General features: G+C 70.8%; 25 protein-coding genes. 18 read left to right on the top strand and 7 right to left on the bottom strand.

Features of this window, described 5'->3' with window-relative positions:
• The first annotated feature begins 91 nt into the window (after positions 1-91).
• Both OHB21_RS34675 and OHB21_RS34670 read left to right on the top strand, forming a co-directional pair.
• A complete protein-coding gene (locus OHB21_RS34675; RefSeq protein ID WP_067512978.1) occupies positions 92-1,387 on the top strand; it encodes a M16 family metallopeptidase in 1,296 nt (431 codons plus the stop codon).
• A gap of 52 nt (positions 1,388-1,439) precedes the next feature.
• Positions 1,440-2,858 carry a tetratricopeptide repeat protein gene (locus tag OHB21_RS34670; protein ID WP_195125554.1) on the top strand — a complete coding sequence of 473 codons (1,419 nt, stop codon included), beginning with the start codon at positions 1,440-1,442 and terminating at the stop codon, positions 2,856-2,858.
• Between the two features lie 65 nt (positions 2,859-2,923).
• Here the strand turns inward: OHB21_RS34670 and OHB21_RS34665 are convergent, their stop codons facing one another.
• Positions 2,924-3,241 (bottom strand): ArsR/SmtB family transcription factor, encoded by a 318-nt coding sequence (locus tag OHB21_RS34665; RefSeq protein ID WP_067512939.1) that lies wholly within the window; start codon positions 3,239-3,241, stop codon positions 2,924-2,926.
• A gap of 97 nt (positions 3,242-3,338) precedes the next feature.
• On the opposite strand from OHB21_RS34665, the gene OHB21_RS34660 reads away from it, so the two are divergent.
• Positions 3,339-4,550 carry an MFS transporter gene (locus OHB21_RS34660; protein ID WP_067512980.1) on the top strand — a complete coding sequence of 404 codons (1,212 nt, stop codon included), beginning with the start codon at positions 3,339-3,341 and terminating at the stop codon, positions 4,548-4,550.
• Position 4,551: 1 nt separating this feature from the next.
• Here the strand turns inward: OHB21_RS34660 and OHB21_RS34655 are convergent, their stop codons facing one another.
• On the bottom strand, positions 4,552-4,953 hold the full coding sequence (locus OHB21_RS34655) for a nuclear transport factor 2 family protein (protein ID WP_067512941.1): 402 nt from the start codon (positions 4,951-4,953) through the stop codon (positions 4,552-4,554).
• Between the two features lie 104 nt (positions 4,954-5,057).
• On the opposite strand from OHB21_RS34655, the gene OHB21_RS34650 reads away from it, so the two are divergent.
• On the top strand, positions 5,058-6,443 hold the full coding sequence (locus OHB21_RS34650) for a pentapeptide repeat-containing protein (RefSeq protein ID WP_067512982.1): 1,386 nt from the start codon (positions 5,058-5,060) through the stop codon (positions 6,441-6,443).
• 6 nt (positions 6,444-6,449) lie between these two features.
• Here the strand turns inward: OHB21_RS34650 and OHB21_RS34645 are convergent, their stop codons facing one another.
• The 3 genes from OHB21_RS34645 to OHB21_RS34635 all read right to left on the bottom strand — a co-directional run bounded on the left by OHB21_RS34645 (position 6,450) and on the right by OHB21_RS34635 (position 9,714).
• On the bottom strand, positions 6,450-6,842 hold the full coding sequence (locus tag OHB21_RS34645; RefSeq protein WP_067512943.1) for a VOC family protein: 393 nt from the start codon (positions 6,840-6,842) through the stop codon (positions 6,450-6,452).
• A 114-nt stretch (positions 6,843-6,956) separates the two neighbouring features.
• Positions 6,957-8,474, bottom strand: coding sequence for a carotenoid oxygenase family protein (locus OHB21_RS34640; protein WP_195125555.1), 1,518 nt, complete (start codon positions 8,472-8,474; stop codon positions 6,957-6,959).
• Positions 8,475-8,493: 19 nt separating this feature from the next.
• Positions 8,494-9,714, bottom strand: a complete 1,221-nt coding sequence (locus OHB21_RS34635; RefSeq protein WP_195125556.1) for an acetyl-CoA acetyltransferase — start codon at positions 9,712-9,714, stop codon at positions 8,494-8,496.
• A 135-nt stretch (positions 9,715-9,849) separates the two neighbouring features.
• On the opposite strand from OHB21_RS34635, the gene OHB21_RS34630 reads away from it, so the two are divergent.
• The 10 genes from OHB21_RS34630 to OHB21_RS34585 all read left to right on the top strand — a co-directional run bounded on the left by OHB21_RS34630 (position 9,850) and on the right by OHB21_RS34585 (position 18,866).
• Positions 9,850-10,815 (top strand): winged helix-turn-helix transcriptional regulator, encoded by a 966-nt coding sequence (locus OHB21_RS34630; protein ID WP_067512986.1) that lies wholly within the window; start codon positions 9,850-9,852, stop codon positions 10,813-10,815.
• A 151-nt stretch (positions 10,816-10,966) separates the two neighbouring features.
• Positions 10,967-12,145, top strand: coding sequence for an acetyl-CoA C-acyltransferase (locus OHB21_RS34625; protein ID WP_067512946.1), 1,179 nt, complete (start codon positions 10,967-10,969; stop codon positions 12,143-12,145).
• Positions 12,146-12,187: 42 nt separating this feature from the next.
• Positions 12,188-13,900, top strand: coding sequence for a class I adenylate-forming enzyme family protein (locus tag OHB21_RS34620; protein ID WP_067512988.1), 1,713 nt, complete (start codon positions 12,188-12,190; stop codon positions 13,898-13,900).
• The gene (locus tag OHB21_RS34615; protein ID WP_113974924.1) at positions 13,897-14,859 is read left to right on the top strand and encodes an NAD(P)H-dependent flavin oxidoreductase; all 963 of its coding nucleotides are present in this window, start codon (positions 13,897-13,899) and stop codon (positions 14,857-14,859) included. Before OHB21_RS34620 ends, OHB21_RS34615 begins: the two co-directional genes overlap by 4 nt.
• A gap of 66 nt (positions 14,860-14,925) precedes the next feature.
• Positions 14,926-16,029: an alcohol dehydrogenase catalytic domain-containing protein gene (locus tag OHB21_RS34610; protein WP_195125557.1), complete on the top strand. Its 1,104-nt coding sequence runs from the start codon at positions 14,926-14,928 to the stop codon at positions 16,027-16,029.
• A gap of 273 nt (positions 16,030-16,302) precedes the next feature.
• Entirely contained in the window at positions 16,303-16,578 is a 276-nt protein-coding gene (locus tag OHB21_RS34605; RefSeq protein WP_067512950.1) for a type II toxin-antitoxin system Phd/YefM family antitoxin, read from the top strand.
• A complete protein-coding gene (locus OHB21_RS34600) occupies positions 16,575-16,997 on the top strand; it encodes a type II toxin-antitoxin system VapC family toxin (protein WP_198161873.1) in 423 nt (140 codons plus the stop codon). The genes OHB21_RS34605 and OHB21_RS34600 overlap by 4 nt, the downstream gene beginning before the upstream one ends.
• A 163-nt stretch (positions 16,998-17,160) precedes the next feature.
• Positions 17,161-17,907, top strand: a complete 747-nt coding sequence (gene dapB / locus OHB21_RS34595; protein WP_195125558.1) for a 4-hydroxy-tetrahydrodipicolinate reductase — start codon at positions 17,161-17,163, stop codon at positions 17,905-17,907.
• Positions 17,908-17,912: 5 nt separating this feature from the next.
• Complete coding sequence (locus OHB21_RS34590) at positions 17,913-18,407, top strand: hypothetical protein (protein WP_113974964.1); 495 nt, start codon at positions 17,913-17,915, stop codon at positions 18,405-18,407.
• A gap of 6 nt (positions 18,408-18,413) precedes the next feature.
• Positions 18,414-18,866: a flavodoxin family protein gene (locus OHB21_RS34585; protein ID WP_195125559.1), complete on the top strand. Its 453-nt coding sequence runs from the start codon at positions 18,414-18,416 to the stop codon at positions 18,864-18,866.
• Positions 18,867-18,881: 15 nt separating this feature from the next.
• On the opposite strand, the gene OHB21_RS34580 is transcribed toward OHB21_RS34585, so the two are convergent.
• Positions 18,882-19,505 (bottom strand): TetR/AcrR family transcriptional regulator, encoded by a 624-nt coding sequence (locus OHB21_RS34580; protein ID WP_195125560.1) that lies wholly within the window; start codon positions 19,503-19,505, stop codon positions 18,882-18,884.
• A gap of 345 nt (positions 19,506-19,850) precedes the next feature.
• On the opposite strand from OHB21_RS34580, the gene OHB21_RS34575 reads away from it, so the two are divergent.
• From OHB21_RS34575 to OHB21_RS34560, 4 genes are all read left to right on the top strand, one after another.
• The gene (locus OHB21_RS34575; protein WP_067512995.1) at positions 19,851-20,549 is read left to right on the top strand and encodes a DNA-binding response regulator; all 699 of its coding nucleotides are present in this window, start codon (positions 19,851-19,853) and stop codon (positions 20,547-20,549) included.
• Complete coding sequence (locus tag OHB21_RS34570) at positions 20,513-21,826, top strand: ATP-binding protein (protein ID WP_228790848.1); 1,314 nt, start codon at positions 20,513-20,515, stop codon at positions 21,824-21,826. Before OHB21_RS34575 ends, OHB21_RS34570 begins: the two co-directional genes overlap by 37 nt.
• Positions 21,819-22,835, top strand: a complete 1,017-nt coding sequence (locus OHB21_RS34565; RefSeq protein WP_067512960.1) for a hypothetical protein — start codon at positions 21,819-21,821, stop codon at positions 22,833-22,835. Before OHB21_RS34570 ends, OHB21_RS34565 begins: the two co-directional genes overlap by 8 nt.
• Positions 22,836-23,491: 656 nt before the next feature.
• Positions 23,492-24,682 (top strand): winged helix-turn-helix domain-containing protein, encoded by a 1,191-nt coding sequence (locus tag OHB21_RS34560; protein WP_195125561.1) that lies wholly within the window; start codon positions 23,492-23,494, stop codon positions 24,680-24,682.
• Positions 24,683-24,876: 194 nt separating this feature from the next.
• On the opposite strand, the gene OHB21_RS34555 is transcribed toward OHB21_RS34560, so the two are convergent.
• The gene (locus OHB21_RS34555; protein WP_067512962.1) at positions 24,877-25,374 is read right to left on the bottom strand and encodes a toxin-antitoxin system HicB family antitoxin; all 498 of its coding nucleotides are present in this window, start codon (positions 25,372-25,374) and stop codon (positions 24,877-24,879) included.
• Positions 25,375-25,472: the final 98 nt, after the last annotated feature.

The raw sequence follows: 25,472 nt of genomic DNA, 5'->3' as shown, positions 1-25,472 counted from the left end.
GGTCTTTGTGACGACGAAGAAGACGGCAACCCCCCTGCTCCCGACCGGGCAGGGGGGTTCGTCACTGGAGCGGCGGGTGGACGAGACGACGATGGTGGACACCGGGGTCCGGCGCACGGAGTTGCCCGGCGGACTGCGGGTGGTCACCGAACATCTACCCGGTGTGCGTTCGGCCTCCATCGGCGTATGGGTCGGCGTCGGCTCGCGCGACGAGGGCCGCACGGTCGCGGGCGCGGCGCACTTCCTGGAACATCTGCTGTTCAAGGCCACGCCGAGTCGCACCGCCCTGGACATCGCGCAGGCGATGGACGCGGTCGGCGGCGAGCTCAACGCGTTCACCGCGAAGGAACAGACCTGCTACTACGCGCACGTCCTCGACGAGGACCTGCCGCTGGCGGTGGACCTGGTCTCGGATGTGGTGCTCAACGGGTTGTGCCGCGCCGAGGACGTGGACGTGGAGCGGCAGGTGGTGCTCGAGGAGATCGCGATGCGCGACGACGACCCCGAGGACCTGGTCGGCGACGCGTTCCTCACCGCCCTGTTCGGGGATCACCCGATCGGGCGGCCGGTGATCGGCTCGGTGGAGTCCATCGAGGCCATGCACGCCGCGCAGCTGCGCGGCTTCCACCAGCGGCGCTACCGGCCGGACCGGATGGTCGTGGCGGTCGCGGGCAACGTGGAGCACGACCACACCGTGGAACTGGTGCACCGCGCGTTCGAGAACCGGCTCGACCCGTCGGCCAAGCCCGCGCCGCGCCGCGAGGGCCGCTTCCGGCCGACCGGCGCTCCGTCGCTGCACTGGAGCCACCGCGACAGCGAACAGGCGCACCTCGCGTTCGGCGTGCGCGCGTTCGGCAGGCACGAGGGCGAGCGCCGCTGGCCGCTGTCGGTGCTCAACACCGTGGTGGGCGGCGGGCTGAGTTCGCGCCTGTTCCAGCGCATCCGGGAGGAGCGCGGGCTGGCGTACTCGGTGTACTCGAGCGTGGACACCTTCGCCGACACCGGCGCGTTCTCGGTGTACATCGGCTGCCAGCCGGAGAACCTGGGCAAGGTGGCGTCGCTGGCGCGCACCGTGCTCGAGGAGGTCGCCGAACACGGCATCACCGACGCCGAATGCGCCCGCGCGAAGGGGTCACTGCGCGGGGGATTGGTGCTGGGACTGGAGGATTCGGCGTCGCGGATGAACCGCATCGGCCGCAGCGAACTCAGCTACGGCAACCACCGCAGCGTCTCGGAGACGCTGAGCCGCATCGACGCCGTCACCACCGAGGAGGTCAGCGCCGTCGCCCGCACGCTGCTGTCGCGGCCGTACGGGGTGTCGGTGGCCGGACCGTACCGGCGCAGGCGGGACCTGCCCGCGGCGGTGCGGCGGTTGGTGGACGCCTGACGGGCGAAAGACGGTGCGGGACGGGGTGATCCGGCCCGCGGGAGGGGGAACTGTGCACGTCGAGACGCGGCTGGAAAGGGCGCGCGCCGCCAAGAAGCTGGGGCGCTTGGACGAAGCACGGCGCATCGCGGGGGAGGCGCTGGCGAGCGCGCCGGACGATCCCGCGCTGCTCGAGTTGCTGGCCGATGTGGCGTACCGGTTGGACGACACCGACGAGGCGCTGCGGCTCGGGCGGCAGGCCATCGCCGCCGATCCGGCGCGGGTCGACGCGTACCTGACGGTCGCGTGGGCCTCGGCCGGGCTCGGGGACAAGGACGAGGCGCTCCGGTGCGCGCGCGAGGCCGTTCGGCTCGCACCGCACAGCACACCGGTCCTGCTCGCCCTGGCCCTGCTGCTCGCGGTCTACTCGGCACAGGACCCCGCGATCAGCGCGGAGGCCAAGGAACTGGTCGAGCGCGCGGTGGAGCTCACCCCCGGCGACGCCGACGTGCACGCGTCCGCCGCCGACGTGCTCCACCAGTTACACGAGCGCGAGGCCGCCCAGGCGCACGTCGACGCCGGACTCGCGGAAGACCCCGCCAACGAGAACCTGCTGCGGATCAAGGCCCGGCTGGAGGTGGACGGGTTCCACCGGTATCGCGCGGCCGCCACGCTGCGCGGCCTGCTCGGGACCCGGCCCGGTGACGCCGAGGCGCGCCGGATGCTGGCGTCGATCCTGTGGCGCGCGTTGCTGGGATTGGTGACAGTGCTGTGGGTGTACGTGCTCGCGACGGCGACGCTGTCGATGCTGCTGCCGATCTCCGCGCTTCGGGGTGCCAGCGCGGTGTTCTTCGTGCTGGTGCCGTTCGCGTGGTTCGGCGTCTTCCGGAAGTTGCGGCGCAGGCTGCCGCCGCGCTACATCCGCACCAGGCTCCGGGACAGGCCGTCGGCGGTCCTCGCGTTGGTGATGCTGGTCGGCGTGACCCTGCTGGCCTGGTTGGGCGGGGTGCTCGTGCGCGCCGAGTTGACGACCGGGCTCGTTCGCCTCGGCTACTGGGTGATGCTGTTCGCAGTGGTCGCCGCGGCGCTGTCGCATCTGGCGCTGTATCGGGCGTGGATGCGCGGCTACGCCGACGAGGCCGAACACGACGGGCACGAGACGTACGTGATGGTGGGCCTGGTGGTGGTCGTGCCGGGTGGCGTGATCCTGCTCGCCGCCTTGGGGATTCTCCGGTTCTTCGCGCGCCAGCCGGTCGCGTTCGCGGTGGTGATGACCACGCTCTGCCTCATCGCGCTCACCTTCGTGGTGGAGGCGGTGCGGGCCTTGGTCGCGCGGTGGGGAGAGTGGATCGGCCCGGGGAAGATCCTCGCGGGACTGCTCGCGGTAGGCGCGCTGGCGATGGCCGGAATGTGGTGGGGCACGGTGCATTTGACGACCGACCATATTCCCGGGGTGCCGCAACGGTACGGGATGGAGTCGTCTGTGCCGTAGCCGGCTGGTGTGGCTTGCCCTGCCACGGCCGACCCGTCCCCGCTCGGCCGGAAACGGGGCCGCGCTCAGTCCCCGCTGGCGCGGTTGGCGGCGTCGACGATCGCCGGAAGCACGCCCGGCAGTGCGGATTCCAGGTCGTCGGCGCGCAGGCGCTGGCAGGTGTGGCCGTCGATGACCAGGCGTTCGATGATGCCCGCTTCGCGCAGGATTCTGAAGTGGTGGGTGGCGGTCGATTTGTTGATCACGTCGTAGAGGGCGCCGCAGCGCACGGCCGTGCCCGCATTGCTGAGGCGGCGCACCATCTCCAGCCGCACCGGGTCCTGCAGGGCGCCGAGCACCGTGGGCAGGGGCGCCACCGGCGCGAGGGTCTCGGTCTCGGTCATGATCCACCTCACACAATAGGGGGTTTGATGATCATCGAACCGGGTTGTAGGGTCGATGGAGTTCGATCAACGTCAAACTTACCTGATCGGGAGCATGATGACAGCGTCAACGGCCGTGGTCGCCGACGAGCGGATCGCCCAGCGCTGGGCATACGGTCTCGTCCTGGCCGCGAGCGGCGTCGCCCTGGGCGTCTCCGGCGTGCCCGCCCCCTTGTACGGCCTCTACGAACAGGAGTGGCACCTCTCGCCGCTCACCACCACGGTGGTGTTCGCGGTGTACGCCGTCGCGGCGTTGGTGGCGGTGCTGGTGTCGGGGCGCATCTCCGACGTGGTGGGCCGCAAGCCGGTGCTGCTGGGCGCGTTCGCGACCATGATCGCCGGGCTCGCGGTGTTCGTGGTGGCCGATTCGGTGCCGATGCTGTTGCTGGCCAGGGCCTTACACGGCATGGCGGTCGGCGCGACCGTGGTGGCCGGCGCGGCCGCGCTGCTGGACCTGCGCCCCGATCGCGGCGCGCGCTCGGGGCAGCTCAGCGGTGTGGCGTTCAATGTCGGTATGGCCGTGGCGATCATGGGCTCGGCCCTGCTCGCGCAGTACGCGCCGTACCCGCTGCGCACGCCGTACGTGGTGATCACCGTGGTGTGCCTCGCGATCGCCGTGGGTGTGCTGTGGTTGCGCGAACCGCACGGCGCGCGGGTCGCGGGGCGCATTCGTATCGCGAAACCGGCTGTGCCGCATGAGATCCGCACCGACTTTTGGTTCTCGGCGATCGGCGTAATGGCGGCGTGGTCGGTGCTCGGTGTGCTGCTCTCGCTCTACCCGTCGCTGGCGGCGCGCCAGACCGGCATCCACAACCTGGTGTTCGGCGGCGTGGTGGTGGCCACGACCGCGCTGGCGGGTGCCACCGCGCAGTTGTTCGCGACCCGCATCCCCGCGCGCCGGGCGGCCATTGCCGGCGATATCGGTATGGCGCTGGCGCTGCTGCTCACGGTGCCGGCGCTGGCCACCCACAGCTGGGTGGCGGTGCTCGGCGCGGGCGTGGTGCTCGGCGCGACCTTCGGCCTCGGCTTCGGCGGCTCCCTGCGCCACCTCTCGGAAGTGGTGCCGCAGAACCGGCGCGGCGAGACCATGTCGGCGTACTACCTGCTGGCGTACTCGTCGATGGCGCTGCCCACCGTGGCGGCGGGGTGGGCCGCGACGACCTGGGGTCTGGACCGGGTGTTCCCGTGGTTCGTGGCGGTGGTGGCGCTGGCCTGCCTGGTGGCGGCGGGCTTGGGTGTGCGGCGCGGGCGGGTGCGCGCGGAAGCGTGAGTCACCGGTCGGGCAGGGCGGTTTCGTGCACCGTGAGCCACCGGAATGAATCGCCTTGCGCTAGTAGGACTGCCGTGACACGTCGCGCGGAGGTGTGACCGTCCCTGCGGTGGCTTTCCAGGAACCGGACCACCGCCTGATCCCCGGCCCGCGCCACGACGGTGATGTCGGACACGTCGATCGTCAAGCCGGGGGCGGTGTTTCGCGCACCACCCAATCCTTCGAGCAGTGCGGTCCGGTGCGCGATCTCACCCGACACCGTGACGATCGTGAAGTCCACGTGCTGCGCGGCGGCGAAACGCTCGAAGACCTCGGGCGCGGCCGCCGACCCGAGCCAGGCGGCCAGATCGTCGTGCAGGTTCCGGACCGCCGCGATGAGGTCGGCGTGCGCTTCGCTGGTCACGAGACGAGCTTAGCGACGCGGCGGCCGTGAAACCGGTTGCGCCGCTGCGGCGGCCGTCCACGACGGGGTGGTCGCCCGGTGCCGGTCGGGCTAACATGCAGCTCATGCGAAGGCGGGGGAGGACGATCAACCGATTACATCGCGCCGGGCTGTTGCTGGCGGTCATCACCGTGGTGCTGGGCGCGCTGGCGATCGCGGGCCTGGCGTGGTGGGTGCTGTGGTGGGTGTTCGGCGCGCGGGCCGAGACGCCCACGCAGATGGACCTCGCCAAGATCGCCGTGTCGGTGGCGGCGTTCGTCGGCGCGGCGATCGGCCTCGTCGTGGCCTACCGCAGGCAGCGCGACTCCGAACGCGGGCGGTTCGCGGAACTGTTCGGCGCGGCCGCGGCGCAACTGGGCGACACCGATCCTGCCGTGCGGATCGCCGGTGTCTACGCGATGGCCGGTGTCGCCGACGAGTTCTCGGCGCCGAGCAGGCGCCAGCAGTGCATCGACGTGCTGTGCGGATATCTGCGACTGCCCTACGACCCCGAGGACGGCGCGAACCATCTGGTGTCGCGCACGGAGGCGGTCGAGGAGGCCGGGCGCCGGGTCGAGCGCGTGCAGCAGTTGCGGCACAACGACCGCGAGGTGCGCAGCACGATCGTGCGCGTCATCGCCCAGCACCTGCGGCCGTTCTCCGATGTGTCGTGGTCACGGTGCGATTTCGACTTCACCGGCGCGGTGTTCGAGAACGCGAATTTCGAGGCGACGGAGTTCGGCGGGCGGCGCACCCTGTTCGCCAAGTGCGTGTTCGTCGGTGACCGGGATGCCTACTTCCATCGCACCCGGTTCACCGGCGTGCACGTCACGTTCCGCGGCGCCACCTTCCGGGTCCCGGTGGTGAACTTCGACAAGGCCGAATTCCACGCGGGTCGCACCACTTTCGACGACGTGGTGTTCGACAGCGCCAAGACCACCTTCGCCGAGTCCGTGTTCACCGGCGACCGCACCGGATTCACCGGCGCGCGGTTCGCCGGTCCCGCCACCTCGTTCCGCGCGGCCACCTTCCGCGCCGACGACACGATCTTCGAGAAGGTCGTGTTCGACGGCGACAAGACCGACTTCGACCACACCCGCTTGGCGGGCCGTCGCGTCACCTTCGCGGGCGCGCTGTTCTACGCCACCGCCGTGTCGTTCGAGGAGGCCGAACTGGGCGCCCCGGCGCGCAGACGCGGCCGGGGCACCCGCGAGATCGGTTTCACCGGTGCGGAATTCCACTCGGCGGTGAGTTTCGCCCGCGCCGGGTTCGCCGGTCACCTCATCGACTTCGCCGAAGGCGATTTCTTCGGCGACATCTCGTTCGTGGCGGCGCGCTTCACCGCCACCGAGATCCGTTTCGACCGCCCGAAGGCGTGGGTGGGTGTGCGATTCGACTGGGACGACGACGCGTCCCGCAAGCCCACCTCGGTCACGCCGAACCAGTGGCCACCCACGCCGCCGAGCGCCTGACCCGGGTTACGCCGGCCAACCGCCGTAGGGCACGGTGATCAGCTCCAGATAGTGGCCGGCGGGGTCGAGGAAGTAGACGCCGCGGCCACCGTCGTGGTGGTTGATCTGCCCCGCGTCCTGCTGGCGCGGATCGGCCCAGTGATCCAGCTTGTAGCGCAGGATCTTGGCGTAGGCTGCGTCGAACTCCTCCTCGGAGACGAGGAAGGCGTAGTGCTGCGGCGCCATCTCCGCATGGGGCGGGATGTCCGCGAAATCGAAAGTGACGCCATTGGCCACGGGAAGCGGGATGAACGGGCCCGCTTCCGCTCCGGGGGTGAGGCCGAGCATGTCGGCCCAGAACTCCGCCGATTCGCGCTTGTCGCGCGCCGCGACGATCGTGTGATTGAACTGGATGGACAGGGGATTACTCCTGAGATTCGTGACGGTCCCGACCCTGGGCTCGGTACAAGGCGGCCGACAGGAGCACCATCACGGCGAACCAGACCAGACCGCCACGGTGCCGCTGACAACCCCTCACAGGCCGACGGCGCTCGCCGCGTGATCGGTCTCGTGCCACCGCCGCAGTTCCTCGCCCGCCGCCCACGTCGCATGCGTGCCGCTGGAGATCCGCTCGGGCAGGGCGAGCGTGCAGACCGGTCCGTCCTCCACCCGCGCCGCGTCGAACACCAGGCAGAACGAGGCGTCCCGGTTCATATCGGTGGTGAGCGTGATCAAGTAGCCATCGTCCTCGGCCGTCGCGCCGGCCCGGGGCGCCATCGCGGTCTCGCTGCCGTAGACGCCCTCGCCGTAGGCGTAGTGCCGTTCGGCGCCCGTGCGGACGTCGTGGCGGACCAGCCCGTCGAACAGGAACCAGCCCGGCTTGCCCGTCGAGGCGTAGATGTAGCGGTGCGCCCGGCCGCCGAAACGCGGGTTCAGCATGCCGAATTCGGTGATCCGCTCGGTGAGCCGCTCCTCGCGCACCGCGCCGGTGCGCAGGTCCAGGCGCCACCGGTGCAGCCGCGATTCGAAGCGGTCGAGCGCCAGGTAGCGGAACGCGCGCTGCCACTTGTCGGCGTGCACGTCGTCGGCGGGTTCGGGCTCGTCCTGGAAGAAGCCGTCCAGGACGATGGTGTCGCCGTCCTCGTAGGCGTTGACGAAGTGCAGCACGTAGGTGGGATCGGCCTCGAACCAGCGGATCTGCTCGGGCCCGCCCCGGCGCGGGAGCACGGCGAAGCGGGACGGCACGTCGCGATGGAAACGCGGCACGTGCGCGCCCTCGGCCAGCAGTTTCTCGTCCCAGAACAACGGCAGATCGTTGAGGATCGCGTAGTTCTCGGTGAACGCCATATCGTGCGGCAAGCGCGGACCGGGCAGCGGTATGTCGGTGTAGTGCACCAGGTCGTCGTTGCCGTCCACCACGCCGTAGTGCATGTACGGCGCGTCCTTCCCGAAATTGAAGAACAGCATCTCGCCGGTCGCGTCGTCGATTTTCGGATGCGCGGAAACGCCTGCGCGCGAAGGGAATGCGCCGCCCCACGTCGACTTGCCGAGCGTGTCGGCGGTGTAGGGGTTCACGCGGTAGAGATCGCCGCACTGGTAGAAACTGGTCAGCGCGATCCCGCGGTGCACGACCACGTCGGTGCTGGACGCGTCCTTCATCCGGCCACGCGCGCCCCAACCGTCTTCGCGCGCCGACCATTCCGGCATCTCGGAGATGCCCGCCCACAGCGGCCCGCGCGCCTCGCTCTCCGCGAGCAGTCCGTCGGTGCGGATGAACCTGTTGCGGTAGAAGGCTTTTCCGTCCCGGAACCCGACCACGTGGATCATCCCGTCGCCGTCGAACGGGTGGTAGTTCTTGATCGCGGGGTGCAGCGGGTTCTCGGTGTTGCGCAGGTAGATCCCGTCGAGGTCGCGGGGGATCTCGCCGGCCACCACGTCGAGGTCGTCGGCGTCGCGCTCCACGGTCTGCGGCCGCCACGGGCCGGTGCGATAAGGGTGGTCGTCCTCGGGGGACAGCGTCGACAGCATCCGGCCGACGATCTCGACATCCATGACGAATTCCTCTCCGGTCTCAGGCCGCGTCGACGACGAAGCTCACGACGGTGGCGGTGCTTCCGCCGAAGTTCAGCGTCGCGAACCGCGACGCCCCCTCGACCTGATACGCACCGGCCGTGCCCGCGACCTGCTTCGCGGCGTCCAGCACCATCCGCACCCCGGATGCGCCGACCGGGTGCCCGCCGCCGATCAGCCCGCCGCTCGGGTTGATCGGGAACCGGCCGCCGATCGCGATGTCCCCGTCCTCGATGGCCCGCCACGATTGTCCCGGATCGGTCAGGCCGATGTGGTCGATCGCGACATACTCGCTCGGGGTGAAGCAGTCGTGCGTCTCGAGCCCGTGCACGCCCTCGAGATCGGTGCGCGCCCTGGTGAACGCGTCGGACACGGCGCGGCGCAGGTGCGGGAAGATGTAGGGCTCGCCGGCGGCGCGGGACAGTTTGGCCGCGAGGTCGAGCGCGGCCGTGCGGTGCCCCCACCCGGCGATCCGCGCCACCGGCTTCGCGCCGGGGTGGGCCTTCAGGTAGGCGTCGCTGACCACCACCAGGCCCGCGCCGCCGTCGGTGATCTGGCTGCAATCGAAGCGCCGCAGCCGGCCGTCCACGAGCGGGTTGACCTCGTCGCGCGCGCCCTCGGCGGCCAGATCGGGGACCGACCAGGTGCGGGTCTGGGCGTTCGGATTGCGGCGGGCGTTGGCGAAGTTGAGCTCGGCGATGCAGTGCAGGTACCGCTCGTCCAGGCCGTAGCGGCGGTCGTACTCGTCGGCCACCACCGAGAACATATGGGGCCACACGAATTTCGCGTCCTCGCCTTCGTGGCCCACCCAGGCGGCCGCGCCCAGGTACCCCGACGCGTCGTCGCCCGGCACGGTCTTCTCCAGTTCCGCGCCGACCACCAGCGCGCAGTCGTGGTCGCCGGTGCGCAGGTCCGCGATCGCGGCCAGCAGCGCCACAGAGCCCGACGCGCACGCCGCCTCGTGCCGCGTCGCCGGGACGCCGTGCAATTCCGGGACCACCGTGGCGGGCATGGCGCCCAGATGGCCCTGGCGCGCGAACATTTCGCCGAAGGCGTTGCCCACGTGGATAACTCCGATATCGGCGGCCGGTGTCGCGGCCGCCTCGAGGGTGCCCGGGACCACTTCGGCGAACAGTCCGGCGAAGTCGACGCCCTCGCGCGCCAGGTTCCTGGCGAAATCGCTCTGATAGCCACCGAGAATCCAGATCGACGTATCGGTCATCGCATAGTCCTTCGCAGACGGCAGCGCGCGGATCCGCGCGTCTCTACTACTATTAACAGAGTCACTGGGGTTCGTCCAGGGTGGTGCGGGTTCCGGCGCCGTGCGGCGGGGCCCGGTCGGTAGGATGTGGAACTCATGTGCGGCAAGCGATCGCCTTCCGAGCTGCGAGCGGGCGGCGACAACGCGATCGCCGTGACGCTCGGTCTGCTCGGCGACGAATGGAACCTGTGGATCCTGCGCCACGCGTTGCGCGGGGATCGCCGGTATCTGGACTGGATGTCGCGCGGGGGCATCTCCAACGCGGTGCTCACCCACCGGCTCAGCCAGCTCACCGACGTCGGGCTGTTCACCCGGTCCGCCTATCAGGACAATCCGCGGCGCTACGAGTACCTGCTGACCCCGCGCGGGCGCGGCGTGTGGCCGATCCTGCTGGGACTGTGGAACTGGGAACTGCGCTGGTCGTCGGCCGCGGTCGACCTGCCGCGCATCGTGCACGCCGACTGCGGAGCGCCGTGCGTGCCGGAGCTGCGCTGCGGGATCTGCGCGGAGGTGCTCGACCTGGACTCCGTCGTCGCGGACCCCGGTCCCAGCGGGGAGTGGGGACGCAGCGTGCCTGCCGCGTCGGGGCGCAGGCGGTCGTCGTCGGCGAGCGCGGCGGCGATCCTGCCCGACACCATGCGGCTCATCGGCAATCGCTGGTCGGTCGCGGTACTGGGCGCGCTCATGCTGGGCACGCACCGTTTTCGCGACTTCAGCGCGCGGGTGGGCGCGTCGCCGGCGATCATCGCGGGACGTTTGCAGGACTTCGTCGCGGCGGGCGTCGCCGAGGCGGCACCGAACCCCGACCGGCCCGGCTGGGTGTGGTATCGCCTCACCGACAAGGGCCGCGACTTCTTTCCCGTGATCTACCTGATGATCACGTGGGGGCAGCGCTGGTTCCGCGCGCCGGAGGGCGACGCGCTGGTCTTCCGGCATCGCGACCACGAGCACGCGCCGGAGCCGCGCTGGGTGTGCGATCAGTGTCACCAGCCGATCAGCGGTGGCTCGATCATCGAGCGTCCGGGCCGTCGGTCCGGGGTGCGGGGTCGTTCGCCCGCCTGACGGACCACGGTCGGAAACTTTCGGAATCCCCTTCGCGGGGTGGCCGGATCGTGCTACTTTGCGACTGGTTCAATTAACAGAGTGACTTGCTCGCGGGATGCGGTGAGTCACTGCCCGAGGTGCGCGCGGCGCACCGTCAAGGAGATCTCCGATGGACGGCGTGTACGTCTACGACGCGATCCGGCTGCCACGGGCGCGCGTGCGCCGGGCGGGCGGAACGCTGGCCCAGGTGCCGCCGCACCGCCTGATCGCCCACCTGCTGTCGGCGCTCGAGAAGCGGCACGGCGTCGCGAACTCGGTCGAGGAGGTGGTGCTGGGCATCGGCACCGTGACCGGTGAACAGGCGGGCGATCTGGCGCGCGTCGCCGTGCAGGCCGCCGGCTGGCCGGATGCGGTGCCCGGGGCGGTGGTGTCGCGGCTGTGCTGTTCGGGGATCGACGCCCTCGGGCGGGCGGCCGCGGCCGTGAGCTGCGGGATGAGTGATCTGGTGGTCGCGGGCGGGGTCGAATCCATGTCGCGGGTGCCGATGCTCAGCGACCGGCCTCTGTTCGCCGCCGACGAGAGCTTGGGCGACACAACGGGTTTCGTCACCATCGGGGTGTCCGCCGATCTGACCGCCGCCGTGAGCGGGTTCACCCGGGATCACCTGGACCGCTACGCGGTGGAGGCGCACCGGCGGGCGTCGGAGGCTCCCGAGCAACCCGGGATCGTCGCGTATCAGGATTCGGAGCGCTTTCTCGAGCGAGACGAGGGCGCTCGCGCTGGTCTCGGGCTCGACGCATTATCCGCACTGCCTGCGCTTTTCACCGAGGACCCCGGCTGGGCGCGCATCGCCCGCGAACTGCCGGACCTCCCTCGCCCCGAGGCGGGGCTGCACACCCTCGCCACCGCACCCGCGCTCTGCGATTCCGCGTCGGCGGCCCTCGTCGGCAGCGAAGCCGCCGGTGCCGCGCATGGATTGCGCCGGCGCGCGCGGATCGTCGCGGTGACGCACGCCGCGGTCCGGTCGCCATTGCTGACCGCGACCGTCGAGGCGAGTCGCCGGGCGCTGGCCGCGGCGGGGATCGCGGCCGCGGATCTGGACGTGGTGGAAGTGAACGAATCCTTCGCTGTCACACCGCTTTTGCTCACCCGGGAGCTGGCGCTCGATCCCGGCATCGTCAACACCGACGGCGGCGCGCTGGCTTTCGGCCATCCGCTCGGCGCCACCGGCGGCATCCTGCTCACCACCGCGCTCGACCGCCTCGAACGCACCGGCGGCACGCACGCGCTGATCACCGTCCCGGCGGCCCTCGGGCTCGGTTCGGCGCTGGTGCTGCGCCGCGAATGAACGGCTCCGTCTCGTAAGTCCTCTGCTGACAAGGAAATGCCCATGCTCGACGCACAACCCCGCACCGCCGGACCCCTCGATCTGCTCGGCTGTCACCCGCGCGACCGGGTCGACGACTACCTCGGCAAGGGGTGGTGGCACGCCGAGACCATGCTCGACCTGTTCGACGACGCCGTCGAACGGCGGGGCGACGAACCGGCGGTCACCGACCCCGCCAACCTCTCGTCCTTGACCGGTGCGACCCCCGAATCGGTGACCTGGCGGCAGCTGAACGAGCGCGCCGACGATCTCGCCACGACCCTGTGGCGCAACGGAATACGCGCGGGCGACGTGGTGGCGATGTGGCTGCCCAACACGGTGACGCAGGTGGCCGCCTACTTCGCGCTGTGGCGGCTGGGCGTGACCGCCACACCGATGCCGATGGCGTACGGCCGGCACGAGCTGTCCACCGTGCTGGCGCGATCGGGGGCTCGGGCGGTGATCACGGTGGGCGCGTTCGGTGACTCGGCACCGGCCGAGGTCGCGTCCGGCGGCGATATCCTCGTCTTCGCCACGGGCACTGGGCTTCCCGAGGGCGTCATCGACCTCGGTGTACGGCCCGGCGCCGACGACGTCGGCGACATGCGGGAGTACCGGTCCCACATCCGGCACACGGTGAACGACCGCATCACGATCTGCTGGACCAGCGGCACCGAGGCCGCGCCGAAGGGCGTGCCGCGCTGCCACGGGGATTGGCTGGCCGTCGGACACGGTGTGCAGGACGGGATCTCCGTCGCGGAGACCTCGGTGGTGCTCAATCCCTTCCCGCTCGTGAACATGGCCGGATTCGCCGGATCGCTCATGCCGTGGCTCATCGGCGGTGCGCACCTCGTGCAGCACCAGCCGCTCGATCTGGCGGTGTTCCTCGGGCAGATCGAGCGGTATCGGGCGACGCACACGATCATGGCGCCCGCGATCCTCACGCTGCTGCTCCAGCGGGCGGAACTGCGTGCGTCGGTGGATCTTTCGTCGCTGCGCACGGTGGGATCGGGGGGCTCGGCGCTGCCGCCTGGGGTGGTGCGCGCCTGGCAGGACGATCTCGGCGTGGAGGTGACCAACTTCTTCGGCTCCAACGAAGGCGTGTGCCTGATGGGAACCTACGCCGACACCCCCGATCCGACCGTGCGGGCGCAGCACCTGCCCAACTACGGGTACCGGGGCCGCGAGTGGACGGCGCGGCTGGCCGCGCACACCGAGGTGGCGCTGGTGGATCCGCGCACGGGGGAGCGGGTGACGACGCCGGGCGGGATCGGCGAGCTGCGCATCGCCGGGCCGACCGTGTTCGCGGGCTACCTCGGGGGGACCGAGGCCGCCGACCCGTTCGACGCGGACGGGATGCTGCGCAGCGGTGACGTGTTCGAATTGTGCGCTCCCGACGGGGAATACCTGCGATTCGTGGAGCGCAGCAAGGAGATCATCGTGCGCGGCGGGATGAACATCGCCCCGGCCGAAGTGGAAGGACTGTTGATCGACCACCCGGGGATCGCCGACGCCGCCGTGGTCGGCTACGACGATCCCGTGATGGGCGAGAAGTGTTGCGCGGTGGTGGTTCCCGCGCCCGGCGCGGACGTGACGCTGGAGTCCGTGCGGGACTTCCTCACCGGGCGCGGTGTGGCGGGGTTCAAGATCCCCGAACGCCTCGAGCTGGCGGAGGCATTGCCGCGCAACCCCGTCGGCAAGCTGCTTCGCCGCCGGATCAAGGAGAGCCTGTCGTGACGACCGATCTGCTCGGGGCACTGCGGATTCCCGTGGTCGCCGCGCCCATGTTCCTGGTGTCGGGTCCTGGCCTCGTGATCGCCGCCGGTGCGGCCGGAATCCTCGGCTCCTTCCCGACCCAGAACTGCCGCACCGCCGCCGAACTGGATCAATGGATGGGCCGCATCAGCGATGCGCTGAATCCCGCTGGGGCGCGATCCCGTCCGTGGTCGGCCAACCTGATCACGCACAGCAGCAACGCCCGGCTCGCCGACGACCTGCGGCTCATCGCCGAATACCGGCCGCCGGTGGTGATCACGGCCCTCGGTTCGCCCCGGCCCGCACTGGAGACGGTGCACGGCTACGGCGGCCTCGTCCTCGCCGATGTGGTCGACCTGCGGCTCGCGCGCAAGGCCGCGGAGTGCGGCGTCGACGGGCTCGCGTGCATCGCGGCGGGCGCGGGCGGGCACACCGGCCACCTGTCTCCCTTCGCCTTCGTGTCGGCGGTCCGCGAATTCTTCGACGGCCTCGTGATCGTAGGCGGCGGCATCGGCGACGGTCATGGCGTCGCGGGCGCCGTCGCCGCCGGGGCTGACCTCGTCTACCTGGGAACCCGCTTCCTCGCCACAGCCGAGAGCATGGCGCCGGCCGAATACAAGACGATGGTCGTGGACCACGGCGCCGACGACCTGGTGGTCAGCGCCGGTATCACCGGCACCCCCGCATCGTGGTTGCGCCCGAGCCTGCTGGCCAGCGGCCTCGACCCGGATCGGCTCGACCCGGCCGCCGTCTCCCGCAACTATTCGGCCGGAGGTGACGCGATCAAGCGGTGGAAGGATCTGTGGGCCGCGGGGCAGGGGCTCACCACGATTCGGTCGGTGGAGAGCGTCGAGAATGTGGTGGAACAGCTTGCGGGGGAGTATCACTCGGCGCTGGATCGGGTGGTGGGGTTGCGGGGGCGAGCGGTGCCGGTGCGGTAGTGGGTTGATTGTCCGGGCTGGAGGGAAGTGATCCGGCGCGCGCGGGGCCGGGGTAGCGTCGCGAGAATGAAGATTCGAGGGGCGGTCCTGGAGCGGATCGCGGCGCCCACACCGTTCGCCGAGTCGGCGCCGATCACCGTCTGCGAGCTGGACCTGGGCGAACCGGGGCCGGGTGAGTTGCTGGTGCGCATCGAGGCGGCCGGGTTGTGCCATTCGGACCTGTCGGTGGTCGACGGGAACCGCGTGCGCCCGGTGCCGATGCTGCTCGGGCACGAGGCGGCCGGGCGCGTCGAGGCGGTCGGGCCGGGCGGCGGCGATATCGCCGTGGGGCAGCGCGTCGTCATGACCTTCCTGCCGCGCTGCGGCGACTGCGCGGGCTGCGCCAGCGAGGGCCGGACCCCGTGCGGGCCGGGCAGCGTCGCGAACAACGCGGGCGAACTCCTGGGCGGCGGGCGGCGCCTGCACCGCGACGGCGGCGAGGTGCACCACCACCTCGGGGTGTCGGCGTTCGCGACGCACGCCGTGGTGGACCGGCGCTCGGTGGTGCCCGTGGACGACGACGTCCCGCCCGAGGTGGCCGCCGTGCTGGGGTGCGCGGTGCTGACCGGCGGTGGGGCGCTGCTGAATTCGGCGCGTCCCGGGCCCGCCGACCGGATCATGGTGGTCGGCCTCGGCGGCGTCGGCATGGCGGCCGTGCTCGTCGCGGTGTCGCTCGGCGCGCCCGAGGTGATCGCCGTGGACACCGTGCCCGAAAAGCTCGCGCTGGCAAAGGAACTCGGCGCAACCTCGGCCTACACACCCGCGCAGGTGGTGGAGTCCGGCAGCCAGGCCGAGGCCGTGGTCGAAGCCGCGGGCAACGTGCGCGCCTTCGAAACCGCCGTCGCGGCGACGGCTGCGGGCGGCGTTACCGTCACCGTCGGCCTGCCCGCTCCCGACGCCCGCGCCGGCATCTCCCCGCTCGGCCTGGTCGCCCAGGGCCGCTCCATCGTGGGCAGCTACCTCGGCTCGGCCGTCCCCGCCCGCGACATCCCCGAATACGTGCGGATGTGGCGCGAAGGCCGCCTGCCCGTCGAGCGCCTGATCTCGGCGCACATCGGCCTGGACGAGATCAACCGCGCGATGGACGAACTCGCGGCGGGCCACGCCCTGCGCCAGGTGATCGTCTTCTGAGGGTTCGGTTCGGTGCGTGTCCCTGAGCCGCGCGGGGGCCGGTCGAGGTCGGAGCGTTGTCGGGGGTGCGGAGCTCGGGTACGCGCTCGGTGTCGAACGTGTGTCCGGAAGTCGTCGGCGATGCCGCGCACTCTCGGCCGGAGCGTGCCGCCCCACGCGGTGTGGGCACTCGCCGAAACGCTTGGTGCGGTGGGTGATCGGCTGCTACTCTCGACTATGACCAGAGTGGTCAGAATGGTCGTATCGGGCGCGATCGTCGCGAAGGGGTGACTCATGCCGGATCCGGACGAGGTGCGGGCGGATGTCGCCTGGCCGGTCGCCACCGCCAAGGCGAAGTTCTCCGAATTGATCGACACGGTGGAAAGGGAGGGGCCCCAGGTGATCAGCAAGCACGGGCGGGAGATCGCGGTCGTGGTACCGATCGAAGAGTGGCGTCGCAAGACGCGCCGATCCGGGACCCTCGCCGAGTTCCTCGCGCGCTCGCCGCTGCGCGAGAGCGACCTGTCCATCGAACGCGTGCGGCTCGGCGCGCGCGACGTGGAATGGTGACCGGGTACCTACTCGACACCTGCGCCGTCTCGGAATGGGTGCGGCCGCGTCCGAACCCCGGCCTGGTCCGCTGGCTCGACGAGGCCGACGAGGACCGCCTGCACCTGAGCGTCCTCACCCTCGGCGAAATCCGCACGGGCATCGAACGATTGGACGACTCGGTGCGCAAGCGGCAGCTGGTCGAATGGTTGACGGTCGCGCTGGTCGAGCGATTCAGCGGCCGCCTGCTGCCGGTAGACGAGACCGTCGCGCAGATGTGGGGGAGGGTGCTCGGGCGCGCGCACTCGGCCGGCCGCGCGATCGCGCCCGCCGACGCGCTGCTCGCCGCCACGGCAGAGTCCTACGAACTCGAGGTCGTCACCCGGAACGTGCGCGACTTCGAGGCGGTGGGCGCGACGGTCGTGTGCCCCTGGGAGTGACCACGGGCCCGCGATGAACGTATGACGCTATGCGCGCCTATGCATGCGTCAACGCGGCAATTCGACGTCGGGTGCGCTCCGTCACCACACGGCACCGACGAGGGGGAGGGGGCCGGGCAAGCAGTAGGCTGACCCGGGAACACCAGCGGAACGAGGAGGTGCGGTGACCATTCGGGTCGGAGTGCTCGGAGCACGCGGAAAGGTCGGACAGGCGATCTGCGCGGCCGTCCAGGCGGCGGACGACCTGGAACTGTCCGCCGAGGTCGACAAGGGCGACGCCCTGGAGACCCTCACCGCCACCGGAACGCAGGTCGTGGTCGACTTCACCCACCCCGACGTGGTGATGGGCAACCTGAAGTTCCTGGTGGAGAACGGCATCCACGCCGTCGTCGGCACCACCGGCTTCGACGCGGGCCGCCTCGAGGAAGTGCGCGGCTGGCTCGCGGGCAGCCCGTCGACCGGCGTGCTCATCGCGCCCAACTTCGCCATCGGCGCCGTGCTCTCCATGCGGTTCGCCGAACAGGCCGCTCGGTTCTTCGAATCGGTCGAGGTCATCGAACTGCACCACCCGAACAAGGCCGACGCGCCCTCGGGCACCGCCTACCGCACCGCCGGTCTCATCGCCGAGGCGCGGGAGAAGGCCGGGGTGGGCCGCAGCCCCGACGCCACCACCGCCGAACTCGAGGGCGCGCGCGGCGCCGACGTGGACGGTGTGCGCGTGCACTCGGTACGCCTGGCCGGACTCGTCGCCCACCAGGAAGTGCTGTTCGGCACCCAGGGCGAGACCCTCACCATCCGGCACGACTCGATCGACCGCTCCTCCTTCGCGCCCGGCGTCCTGCTCGGGGTGCGCGGGATCGCCGAGCGCCCCGGCCTGACCGTCGGACTCGATCCGTTCCTGGACCTGTGAACGCGGTGGCGGAGACCGGCGCGGGCCGCGGCGAGATCATCCGGATCGTCGGGCTGATCGGCGCTCTCGTACTGGCCTGCGTCCTCTACATGATCGCGCTGGGCGGCATCGCGTTCGTGCTGATCGGGTCGGGCGAGATCGCCGGTATCGCCATGGGCATCGGCGTGCTGTTGCTGCCGTTGATCGGCGTGTGGATCGTCGTCGCCACCCTGCGCGCGGCACTGGCCCACCAGCGCCTCGCCCGCCGCATGCACGCCGAAGGCCGCGAACTCGACATCTCCGACCTGCCGCGCCGGGCCTCCGGCCGCATCGAACGCGCCGCCGCCGACGCACTGTTCGACCAAGTCCGCCAGGAATGGGAAGCCGCCCCCGACGACTGGCAGGTCAACTACCGCCTCGCCCGCGCCTACGACTACGCGGGCGACCGCCGCCGCGCCCGCGACACCATGCGCCGAGCCGTCGCCTTGGAAAAACTGGAACGCGACACCAGCGGAGGGTAACGAAAAGTGGCCCGGCTCTTGCTCATCCACCACACCCCGTCCCCGCACACGCAGGCGATGTTCGAGGCGGTGGTGTCCGGCGCCACCGATCCGGAGATCCAAGGTGTGGAACTCGTCCGCCGCGCCGCCCTGGCTGTCACCGCCGTCGACGTCCTCGAGGCCGACGGCTACCTCCTCGGCACCCCGGCCAACCTCGGCTACATCTCCGGCGCCCTCAAACACGCCTTCGACACCTTCTACTACCCCTGCCTCGACTCCACCCGCGCCCGCCCCTACGGCCTGTACCTGCACGGCAACGAGGGCACCGAAGGCGCCGAACGCGCCGTCGACAGCATCACCACCGGCCTCGGCTGGACCAAAGCCGCCGACTACGTGACCGTCTCGGGCAAGCCGGCCAAAGCCGACCTGGAAGCGTGCTGGGAACTCGGCGCGACCGTCGCGGCCCAGTTGATGGACTGAGCCCTCTGGACCCCGTCAGGCGATGCGGGCGGGGAGGTCGCAGTGGTGGGGGGTGAGGGGGAGTTGAGAGAGGCCGCCCCAGTAGAGGGCGACGATGGTGTCGGCGGCTACGTGTTTGGGGATCGGGCGGCCCGCTTCGAGCCAGTGGCGGGCCGTGTAGCGGCTGGCGCCGACCAGGCCCGCCGCGAGCATGCGGCTGCGCACGGGGTCCAGGCGGGAGTCGCGGCTGATCGCGTCGGCGATCAGGGTGATGCAGGTGTCGACGGCGGTGTCGACGCGCCACTGGACCGAGGGCTCGTCGAGGACGTCCGCTTCGAAGATCAACCGGAAGCCCTGGGACTGCGAGTCGATGAAGTCGAAGAGCGCGCCGACCGCGGCCTGGATGCGGAACAGGTTGCCGGATTCGGTGGCCAGCGCCGCGCCGATCGCCGTCGACAACGTCGCGACGTGGTGGTCGAGGACCGCCAGGTACAGCTCCAGTTTGCACGAGAAGCTCTTGTACAGAACAGGTTTGGAGCACTGCGTCAGGCGCGCGATATCGTGCATGCCGGTGCCGTGATAGCCGCGGGCCGCGAACAGCTCCGACGCGACAGTGAGGATGAGCTGCCGGCGTTCCTCTCGCCATCCCTCTGCGCGCATGTCACTACTCTTCCGTTCCGGGTGCAGGCCGAGGTGCCGCGCACGCCACGAGATGAACCAATACAAGATTCACTTGCGTGTACTGTACCGAACTGGGCCCAGATTTCTGATGGCACATCTCATATCGCGGGCGCTTAAATGGATTCACTTAGGGCCGCCGGCAGACCGCCGCGCCGGCGAAGGAATCCGGTGCCGGCACACCCGCGGGCCCATGACGCGAGACCTGTGCACCCACGAGCGAAACGCCGACACCCCTTATTTCTGGTGTCTGACCATGAGTGCGCGCGGACCGGCATACTGCGAGGTGACGTTATTGCGGTGGGGACTGTGGGCGAGTTGCTCGGGATGGGAGTTGTCGAGGTGACGAGGGCCGAAGGGGGCGAGTCGCCGCGGCGGATCGCATTGGTCGAAGACCACGAATCCGTCGCGATCGGACTCGCCGCGATGCTGGCGGCGGAACCTGACCTCGAACTGGTGCACACCGCCGGAACCGTGCCGGAACTGCTGGCCGCGACCGGGCCACGGCCCGAACTGGACCTGGTGGTGCTGGATCTGCGGTTGGCCGACGGTTCCGCGCCCGAGGACAATGTGCGCGCGCTGCGCGAACGCGGCGTCGAGGTACTGGTGTTCACCGGCGCGGACAACGCGTTCCTGGTGCGGTCCGCGGCCCGCGCCGGCGTGCTCGGCGTGGTGCGCAAGTCCGAGGACGCGTCCACCGTCGTCGCGGCGGTGCGCCGTGCCGCGTCGGGCGAACAGGTGGTCACCACCGACTGGGCCGCCGCCATCGACGGCGACCCGCAGCTCTCCGACGTGGGCCTGAGCCCGCGCCAGGAGGAGGTGCTCACCCTCTACGCCTCCGGTGAGAAGGCGTCCAGGGTGGCGCGGCTGACCGGCCTGTCCGAACAGACCGTCAACGACTACCTGGGCCGCATCCGGCAGAAGTACGCCGACGCGGGACGGCCCGCACCCACCAAGACCGACCTCTACAAGCGGGCCGTGGAGGACGGATGGCTACCGGTACCCGAGCGGCATCCGCGCGGATGATCTCGTCCAGCACGCTGGACACCGCACGTTTCGCGACCGACCCCGCCGCACCGGCGTCCCGCCGGTGGCGTGGGTTCGCCGCGGTGTCCCCGACCCGGGAGGACGAGCCCGCGTCCGACCGCATCCTGCGCCGCCTCGGGTTGACCTTCGGCCTGGCCGGCGTCATCGCGGCTGTGGTGCAGATTCCCGAGATCGCCGATCAGAGCCGATTCGCGCCGGTGGGCTGGACGCTCGCCGCGATGCTGCTGGTGTTCGGGCCGTTCGCGGTGCTCGCCGCCGTCTCGCCCCGGATGAGCAGGCGGGTGATCCAGACCGTCGCGGGCGTCGCGGCCGTCGGGTATCCCACCGCGATGGTGGTGCTGATTATCGCCTATCAGCAGCCCGAGACCGACGCGACCTCGCTGTGGTTGTACCGGATCTTCGCGCTCGGCGTGCTGGCCGCCGCCCTGGCCTGGCGACCGGCGATCGCCATCGGCTATCTGCTGGTCGGCGGGATGCTGGCCGCCTGCGCGAACATGTACATCCTGCCGCACGGCACCGCGTTCACCCTGTTCGTCGACTTCGCCAGGGCGGCCGGGCTGTGCGCGCTGTTCCTGTGGTGCGCCATCTTCGCGCGCGCCGCCGCGGCCCGGGTGGACCGGGAATCGACGCTGGCGGGCAGCCGGGCCGCCGCGGTGGCCGGCGCCGCCGCGCGCGACCGGGAACGCGCCCGCTTCGCCGCGCTCATCCACGACGCGGTGCTGTCCACACTGCTCGACGCCTCGCGCGGCGGCACCGAATCGCCGGTGCTGCGCAAACAGGCCGAACGCACCCTCGCCCAGCTGGACGAACTGCGCGGCACCGAAGCCGAACCCGACCGGCTGGGTGCCCAGGCGGCCGTCGGGTTCCTGCGCGCGGCCGTGCACGAGGTGAATCCGGGGATCGAGTTCGGGGTGCGGCGCTGGCCCGGCGTGGACGACCTGCGCCTGCCCGTCGACGCGGCGGGCGCCATGGCCGCCGCGCTGGCCGAGGCGGTGCGCAACAGCCTGCGCCACGCCGCTACGCCCGGACGCGAGGTGCACCGGTCGGTGACCGTGACGTTGAGCGCGGGCGGCATCCGGGCGGTCTTCCGCGACGACGGCGCGGGCTTCGATCCCGGGCAGGTCCCGGCCGACCGGCTGGGGATCTCGGTGAGCATCCTCGGCCGGATGCGGCGGCTGGCGGGCGGTGCGGCCTTCGTGGAATCGCAGCCCGGTGAGGGAACGACGGTGACTCTGGTGTGGGGTAGTGATGGGTGACGCCGATTCCGAAGTGGGACTGCGGGATCTGCTCGGCCTGCGCGACGCGGCGGCGTGGCTGTTCCTGCTCATCCTCGAAGTGACCATCGTGATGTACATGGCGCGCACCTTCTACGACGGGGCGCCGCTGAACGCCGCGATCGCGGTGGGCCTGCTGGTCGTGGCGGGCGTGCTGGTGCTGGTGGTGCCGGTCGATCCGCTGCCCTGGCCCGCCACCGTGTTCGTCATGGCCGCCGGACCCGCCGCGACCGCGCTGACCACCACGCGGATCGACGCGGACTGGACCAAACCGCTGTGGTCGGCGTTCGCCTCCTCGTATGTGCTGGCGGTGCTGGTGCTGCGCGGGCGGCTCGGCGCGGCCTGGGTGGGTATGGCCGGCGTCGCCGCCGTGGTGGCGGGCGTCGGCATGACCGCGGGCGTGGCCGGGCGGGTATTGCTCGGCACGATGGTGCCGATCGCGACCGTCGCGGGCGTGTCGGTGTGTGCGGCGATCATGCGCCCGACCCAGCGCTCCCTGCGTCTGCTGCGCGAGGAAGCCACGATGCGCGCCGCCGCCGAGGCGACGATGGCCGCCGAGAACGGTGAGCGCGATCGTCAGCTGGCTCGGCTGGACAAGGTCGCGCGTCCCATCCTGGAGCGCATCGCCGACGGCGCCGAACTCACCTCCGCCGAACGCGAACAGTGCCGCCTGCTCGAAGCCGAACTGCGCGACGGTCTGCGCGCGCCCCAACTCGTCACCGACGAACTCAGCGCCGCCGCCCGCGGTGCCCGCTCCCGCGGTGTGGAGGTGGTGCTCCTCGACGACGGCGGGTTCGCGGGGGTGCCGCGGTGGGTGCGGCAGAACGTGATCGACGCGGCGACAAAGGAACTCGACGCCGCGAACGCCGGATCGGTGACCGTGCGGGTGCTGCCGATGGGGCGGCGGATCGTCGCGACTGTTCTCGCGAACGCGCCGGATCTCGATCGGCGGACCGAGATCGACACGGCGGGAACGGTTTCCGTCGCTTGAGGGCATGCCCGCCGTGCGGGGTTCTGTCGGAGGGATCGATCGCGTGGCGCTGCCCGCCCGACGCCGCTTCCACTTCATAGATGCGTCGTCCGGTACGCCGATGTGGCGGACTGCCGCCTCGGCCCCCTCGTCGATACGCCGTCTCGAGGTCATGTGCCGGGCTGGCGGAGCAGGCCGGTGACGAGCAGGCCAACGAGCCGGCGCGCGTCGTAGCGTGGATCCTGCTCGGCGAATATGCAGAGGTTGCCGATACCGCTTTCATGACGTCAGAGGAAGCGCGGCGCCCGACGCAGATCAGCCCGGCGGAAGGGCCCACCGCTCATGCAGTATCGAACGCTCGGACGCACCGGCGTCCGGCTCTGCTCGACCCGGCCCTCCGGAGGCGCTGAGAACGCACTCGAACCGGTAGACGGACAGGTGCCTTTTCGCCGCGTTCCGTGATCGGCGCACCCGTCAGGGATGTTGCCGAACAGGCACCGGAGCACCGCAAGGGCCGGATCATCTGATCTCGGGACTCGGGTCGGTGGCCGTAGCGAATGCGCCGGGGCGTTTTTCTGTCGGTGGGCTGACGTAGGGTGCGCGGCGTGGTGGGTATCGAGGTGGAGACGGTAGGGGGGTCGCGGGGGCGGCGTGGGGCGCCGAAGGGTGGGAAGGGGGTGAGTGCTGCGGCTGCGCGGCGGATTGCGTTGGGGGCGCAGGGGTTTGGGAAGAGGAGGCCGGGGCGGGCTACGCGGCGGACCGTGCTGGATGTGGTGAGCAAGACGCAGGTGTTGCAGTTGGATTCGGTGTCGGCGGTGGTGCGGGCGCACTATGCGCCGGTGTTCAGCCGGATCGGGGCGTACGACCGGGCGTTGCTGGATGAGGCGGCGTGGAGTGATACCGCGCGCAGGCCGCGGCGGTTGGTGGAGTATTGGGCGCACGAGGCGGCGCTGATTCCGGTGGAGGACTGGCCGCTGATGCGGTGGCGGATGGAGAAGTACCGGCACGGGCGGTGGGCGGGGATGCGGGAGATCGTCGCACGCAATCCCACGCTCGGCGACGACATTCTCGACGTGATCACCGAGGTCGGCGCGGCGACGGCGGGGGAGGTGGAGAAGCACCTGGAGATGGACAAGCCGCGGCCGAAGGGGTCGTGGTGGAACCTCAGCGATACCAAGATGATCTGCGAGCAGCTGTTCGCGGCGGGCGCGCTGTCGGTCGCGCGGCGGGTCGGCTTCGCCCGGCACTACGACCTCGCCGAACGCGTGGTCGGGCCCGAGGTGATGTCGCGCGTGCCCGACGAGGCGGACGCCGTCCGCGAGCTGGTGCGCCGCGCCGCGACCGCGCTCGGCATCGCCACCGAACCGGACCTGCGCGACTACTACCGCCTGCACCGCAGCCAGACCGAACCCGCCCTCGCCGACCTGGTCGACGCGGGTGAACTCGAGCCGGTGACGGTGACGGGCTGGGACAAGCCCGCCTACCTGCACACGGCGGCGGCCACGCCCCGGCGCGTCGAAGGGGCGGCGCTGCTGTGCCCGTTCGATCCGCTCATCTTCTTCCGGCCGCGCACCGAGCGGATCTTCGACTTCCACTACCGCATCGAGATCTACACCCCCGAACCCAAACGGGTGCACGGCTATTACGTCTTCCCCTTCCTTCTGAACGGGGAACTGGTCGGCCGCGTCGATCTGCGCGCCGAGCGCGCCAACGGCCGCCTGCTGGTCCCGGGCGCGTTCGCCGAACCGGGCCGCGACACACCGGAAGTCGCCGCGGCGCTGCGTATTTCGCTGCGCGAGATGGCCGATTGGCTGGAGCTCGACGACGTGGTGATCGGCGAGCGCGGCGACCTGGCCCCGCTGCTGTGAACGCGGGCCGGGTCCGCGTCCGACGGATCCCGTCGGACAGATCCGTCGGCCACCTGGATCGCACGACGGGGACGTCGGGTGTCGAGGCGTTTCGCTGACCGCACTTGGGCCCCCTTCGACGGGACTCGACCACAGTGGCGCCGGCGCGAATCAGCGCATGTCGGGTGGACGGCGTCTGCGATCTGCCCGCGAGATCAGTCCTCCCGCTTGGTCTCCGGATCGCGCGTGGATTCCGTATCCCGCCATGGCCCCGGATCGCGGCGCGGCCCCGGCCCGCGCATCTGATCGCGCAGCGCCCCGTATACGGCGTTCGACATCCACGAGTTCAGCGAGACGCCGCTGGCCGCCGCGGCCTCCTCGGCCTTGGCCTTCATCTGCTCCACCAGGCGCAGGGTGACGCGGCTGATGTCGCCGGTCATCTCCTCGATGGTGGGCGGCTCGTCGGCGGTGGTGTTCTTGCGCACGTCCACGGTGGCGGCGGCGCCGTCCATGGTGACGCGCACGGTGCGATCCTCGAGCGCCGCGCTGACCTCGGCGGCGAGGTCGGAGAGCGCGGCGAGCAGGACCAGCCGCGCGGAGGATTCGGTCGCCGCGGCGAGCGCGGCGGCGGTGGCCTGGGTCTTCTCGTCACCGAGCGCGGCCGCGGCGATGAGGTTCTCGCGCAGCTGCGCGGTGTACTTGTCGAGTTCCATGACATCAGTGTGACGCCACGAATGATGTCACGCAAGGAAGTCGATGATGTCATTGTGATGTCGAACGGTGGCGGAGAACCCGCACGGACAGGCCGAAC

The organism is Nocardia puris (assembly GCF_036051655.1).
Classification (GTDB): Bacteria; Actinomycetota; Actinomycetes; order Mycobacteriales; family Mycobacteriaceae; genus Nocardia; species Nocardia puris.
The sequence above is the reverse complement of the archived record's forward strand: the minus strand, read 5'-3'. Positions and strand labels throughout refer to the sequence as shown.

What these genes read in the sequence shown, in the direction of transcription:
- OHB21_RS34665 (WP_067512939.1), bottom strand. Translation starts at nt 3,241, where the DNA reads ATGACCGAGACCGAGACCCTCGCGCCGGTGGCGCCCCTGCCCACGGTG.
- OHB21_RS34605 (WP_067512950.1), top strand. Translation starts at nt 16,303, where the DNA reads ATGCCGGATCCGGACGAGGTGCGGGCGGATGTCGCCTGGCCGGTCGCC.
- OHB21_RS34620 (WP_067512988.1), top strand. Translation starts at nt 12,188, where the DNA reads ATGCTCGACGCACAACCCCGCACCGCCGGACCCCTCGATCTGCTCGGC.
- OHB21_RS34660 (WP_067512980.1), top strand. Translation starts at nt 3,339, where the DNA reads ATGACAGCGTCAACGGCCGTGGTCGCCGACGAGCGGATCGCCCAGCGC.
- OHB21_RS34555 (WP_067512962.1), bottom strand. Translation starts at nt 25,374, where the DNA reads ATGGAACTCGACAAGTACACCGCGCAGCTGCGCGAGAACCTCATCGCC.
- OHB21_RS34575 (WP_067512995.1), top strand. Translation starts at nt 19,851, where the DNA reads ATGGGAGTTGTCGAGGTGACGAGGGCCGAAGGGGGCGAGTCGCCGCGG.
- OHB21_RS34565 (WP_067512960.1), top strand. Translation starts at nt 21,819, where the DNA reads ATGGGTGACGCCGATTCCGAAGTGGGACTGCGGGATCTGCTCGGCCTG.
- OHB21_RS34580 (WP_195125560.1), bottom strand. Translation starts at nt 19,505, where the DNA reads ATGCGCGCAGAGGGATGGCGAGAGGAACGCCGGCAGCTCATCCTCACT.
- OHB21_RS34630 (WP_067512986.1), top strand. Translation starts at nt 9,850, where the DNA reads ATGTGCGGCAAGCGATCGCCTTCCGAGCTGCGAGCGGGCGGCGACAAC.
- OHB21_RS34625 (WP_067512946.1), top strand. Translation starts at nt 10,967, where the DNA reads ATGGACGGCGTGTACGTCTACGACGCGATCCGGCTGCCACGGGCGCGC.
- OHB21_RS34635 (WP_195125556.1), bottom strand. Translation starts at nt 9,714, where the DNA reads ATGACCGATACGTCGATCTGGATTCTCGGTGGCTATCAGAGCGATTTC.
- OHB21_RS34650 (WP_067512982.1), top strand. Translation starts at nt 5,058, where the DNA reads ATGCGAAGGCGGGGGAGGACGATCAACCGATTACATCGCGCCGGGCTG.
- OHB21_RS34610 (WP_195125557.1), top strand. Translation starts at nt 14,926, where the DNA reads ATGAAGATTCGAGGGGCGGTCCTGGAGCGGATCGCGGCGCCCACACCG.
- OHB21_RS34570 (WP_228790848.1), top strand. Translation starts at nt 20,513, where the DNA reads ATGGCTACCGGTACCCGAGCGGCATCCGCGCGGATGATCTCGTCCAGC.
- OHB21_RS34640 (WP_195125555.1), bottom strand. Translation starts at nt 8,474, where the DNA reads ATGGATGTCGAGATCGTCGGCCGGATGCTGTCGACGCTGTCCCCCGAG.
- OHB21_RS34675 (WP_067512978.1), top strand. Translation starts at nt 92, where the DNA reads ATGGTGGACACCGGGGTCCGGCGCACGGAGTTGCCCGGCGGACTGCGG.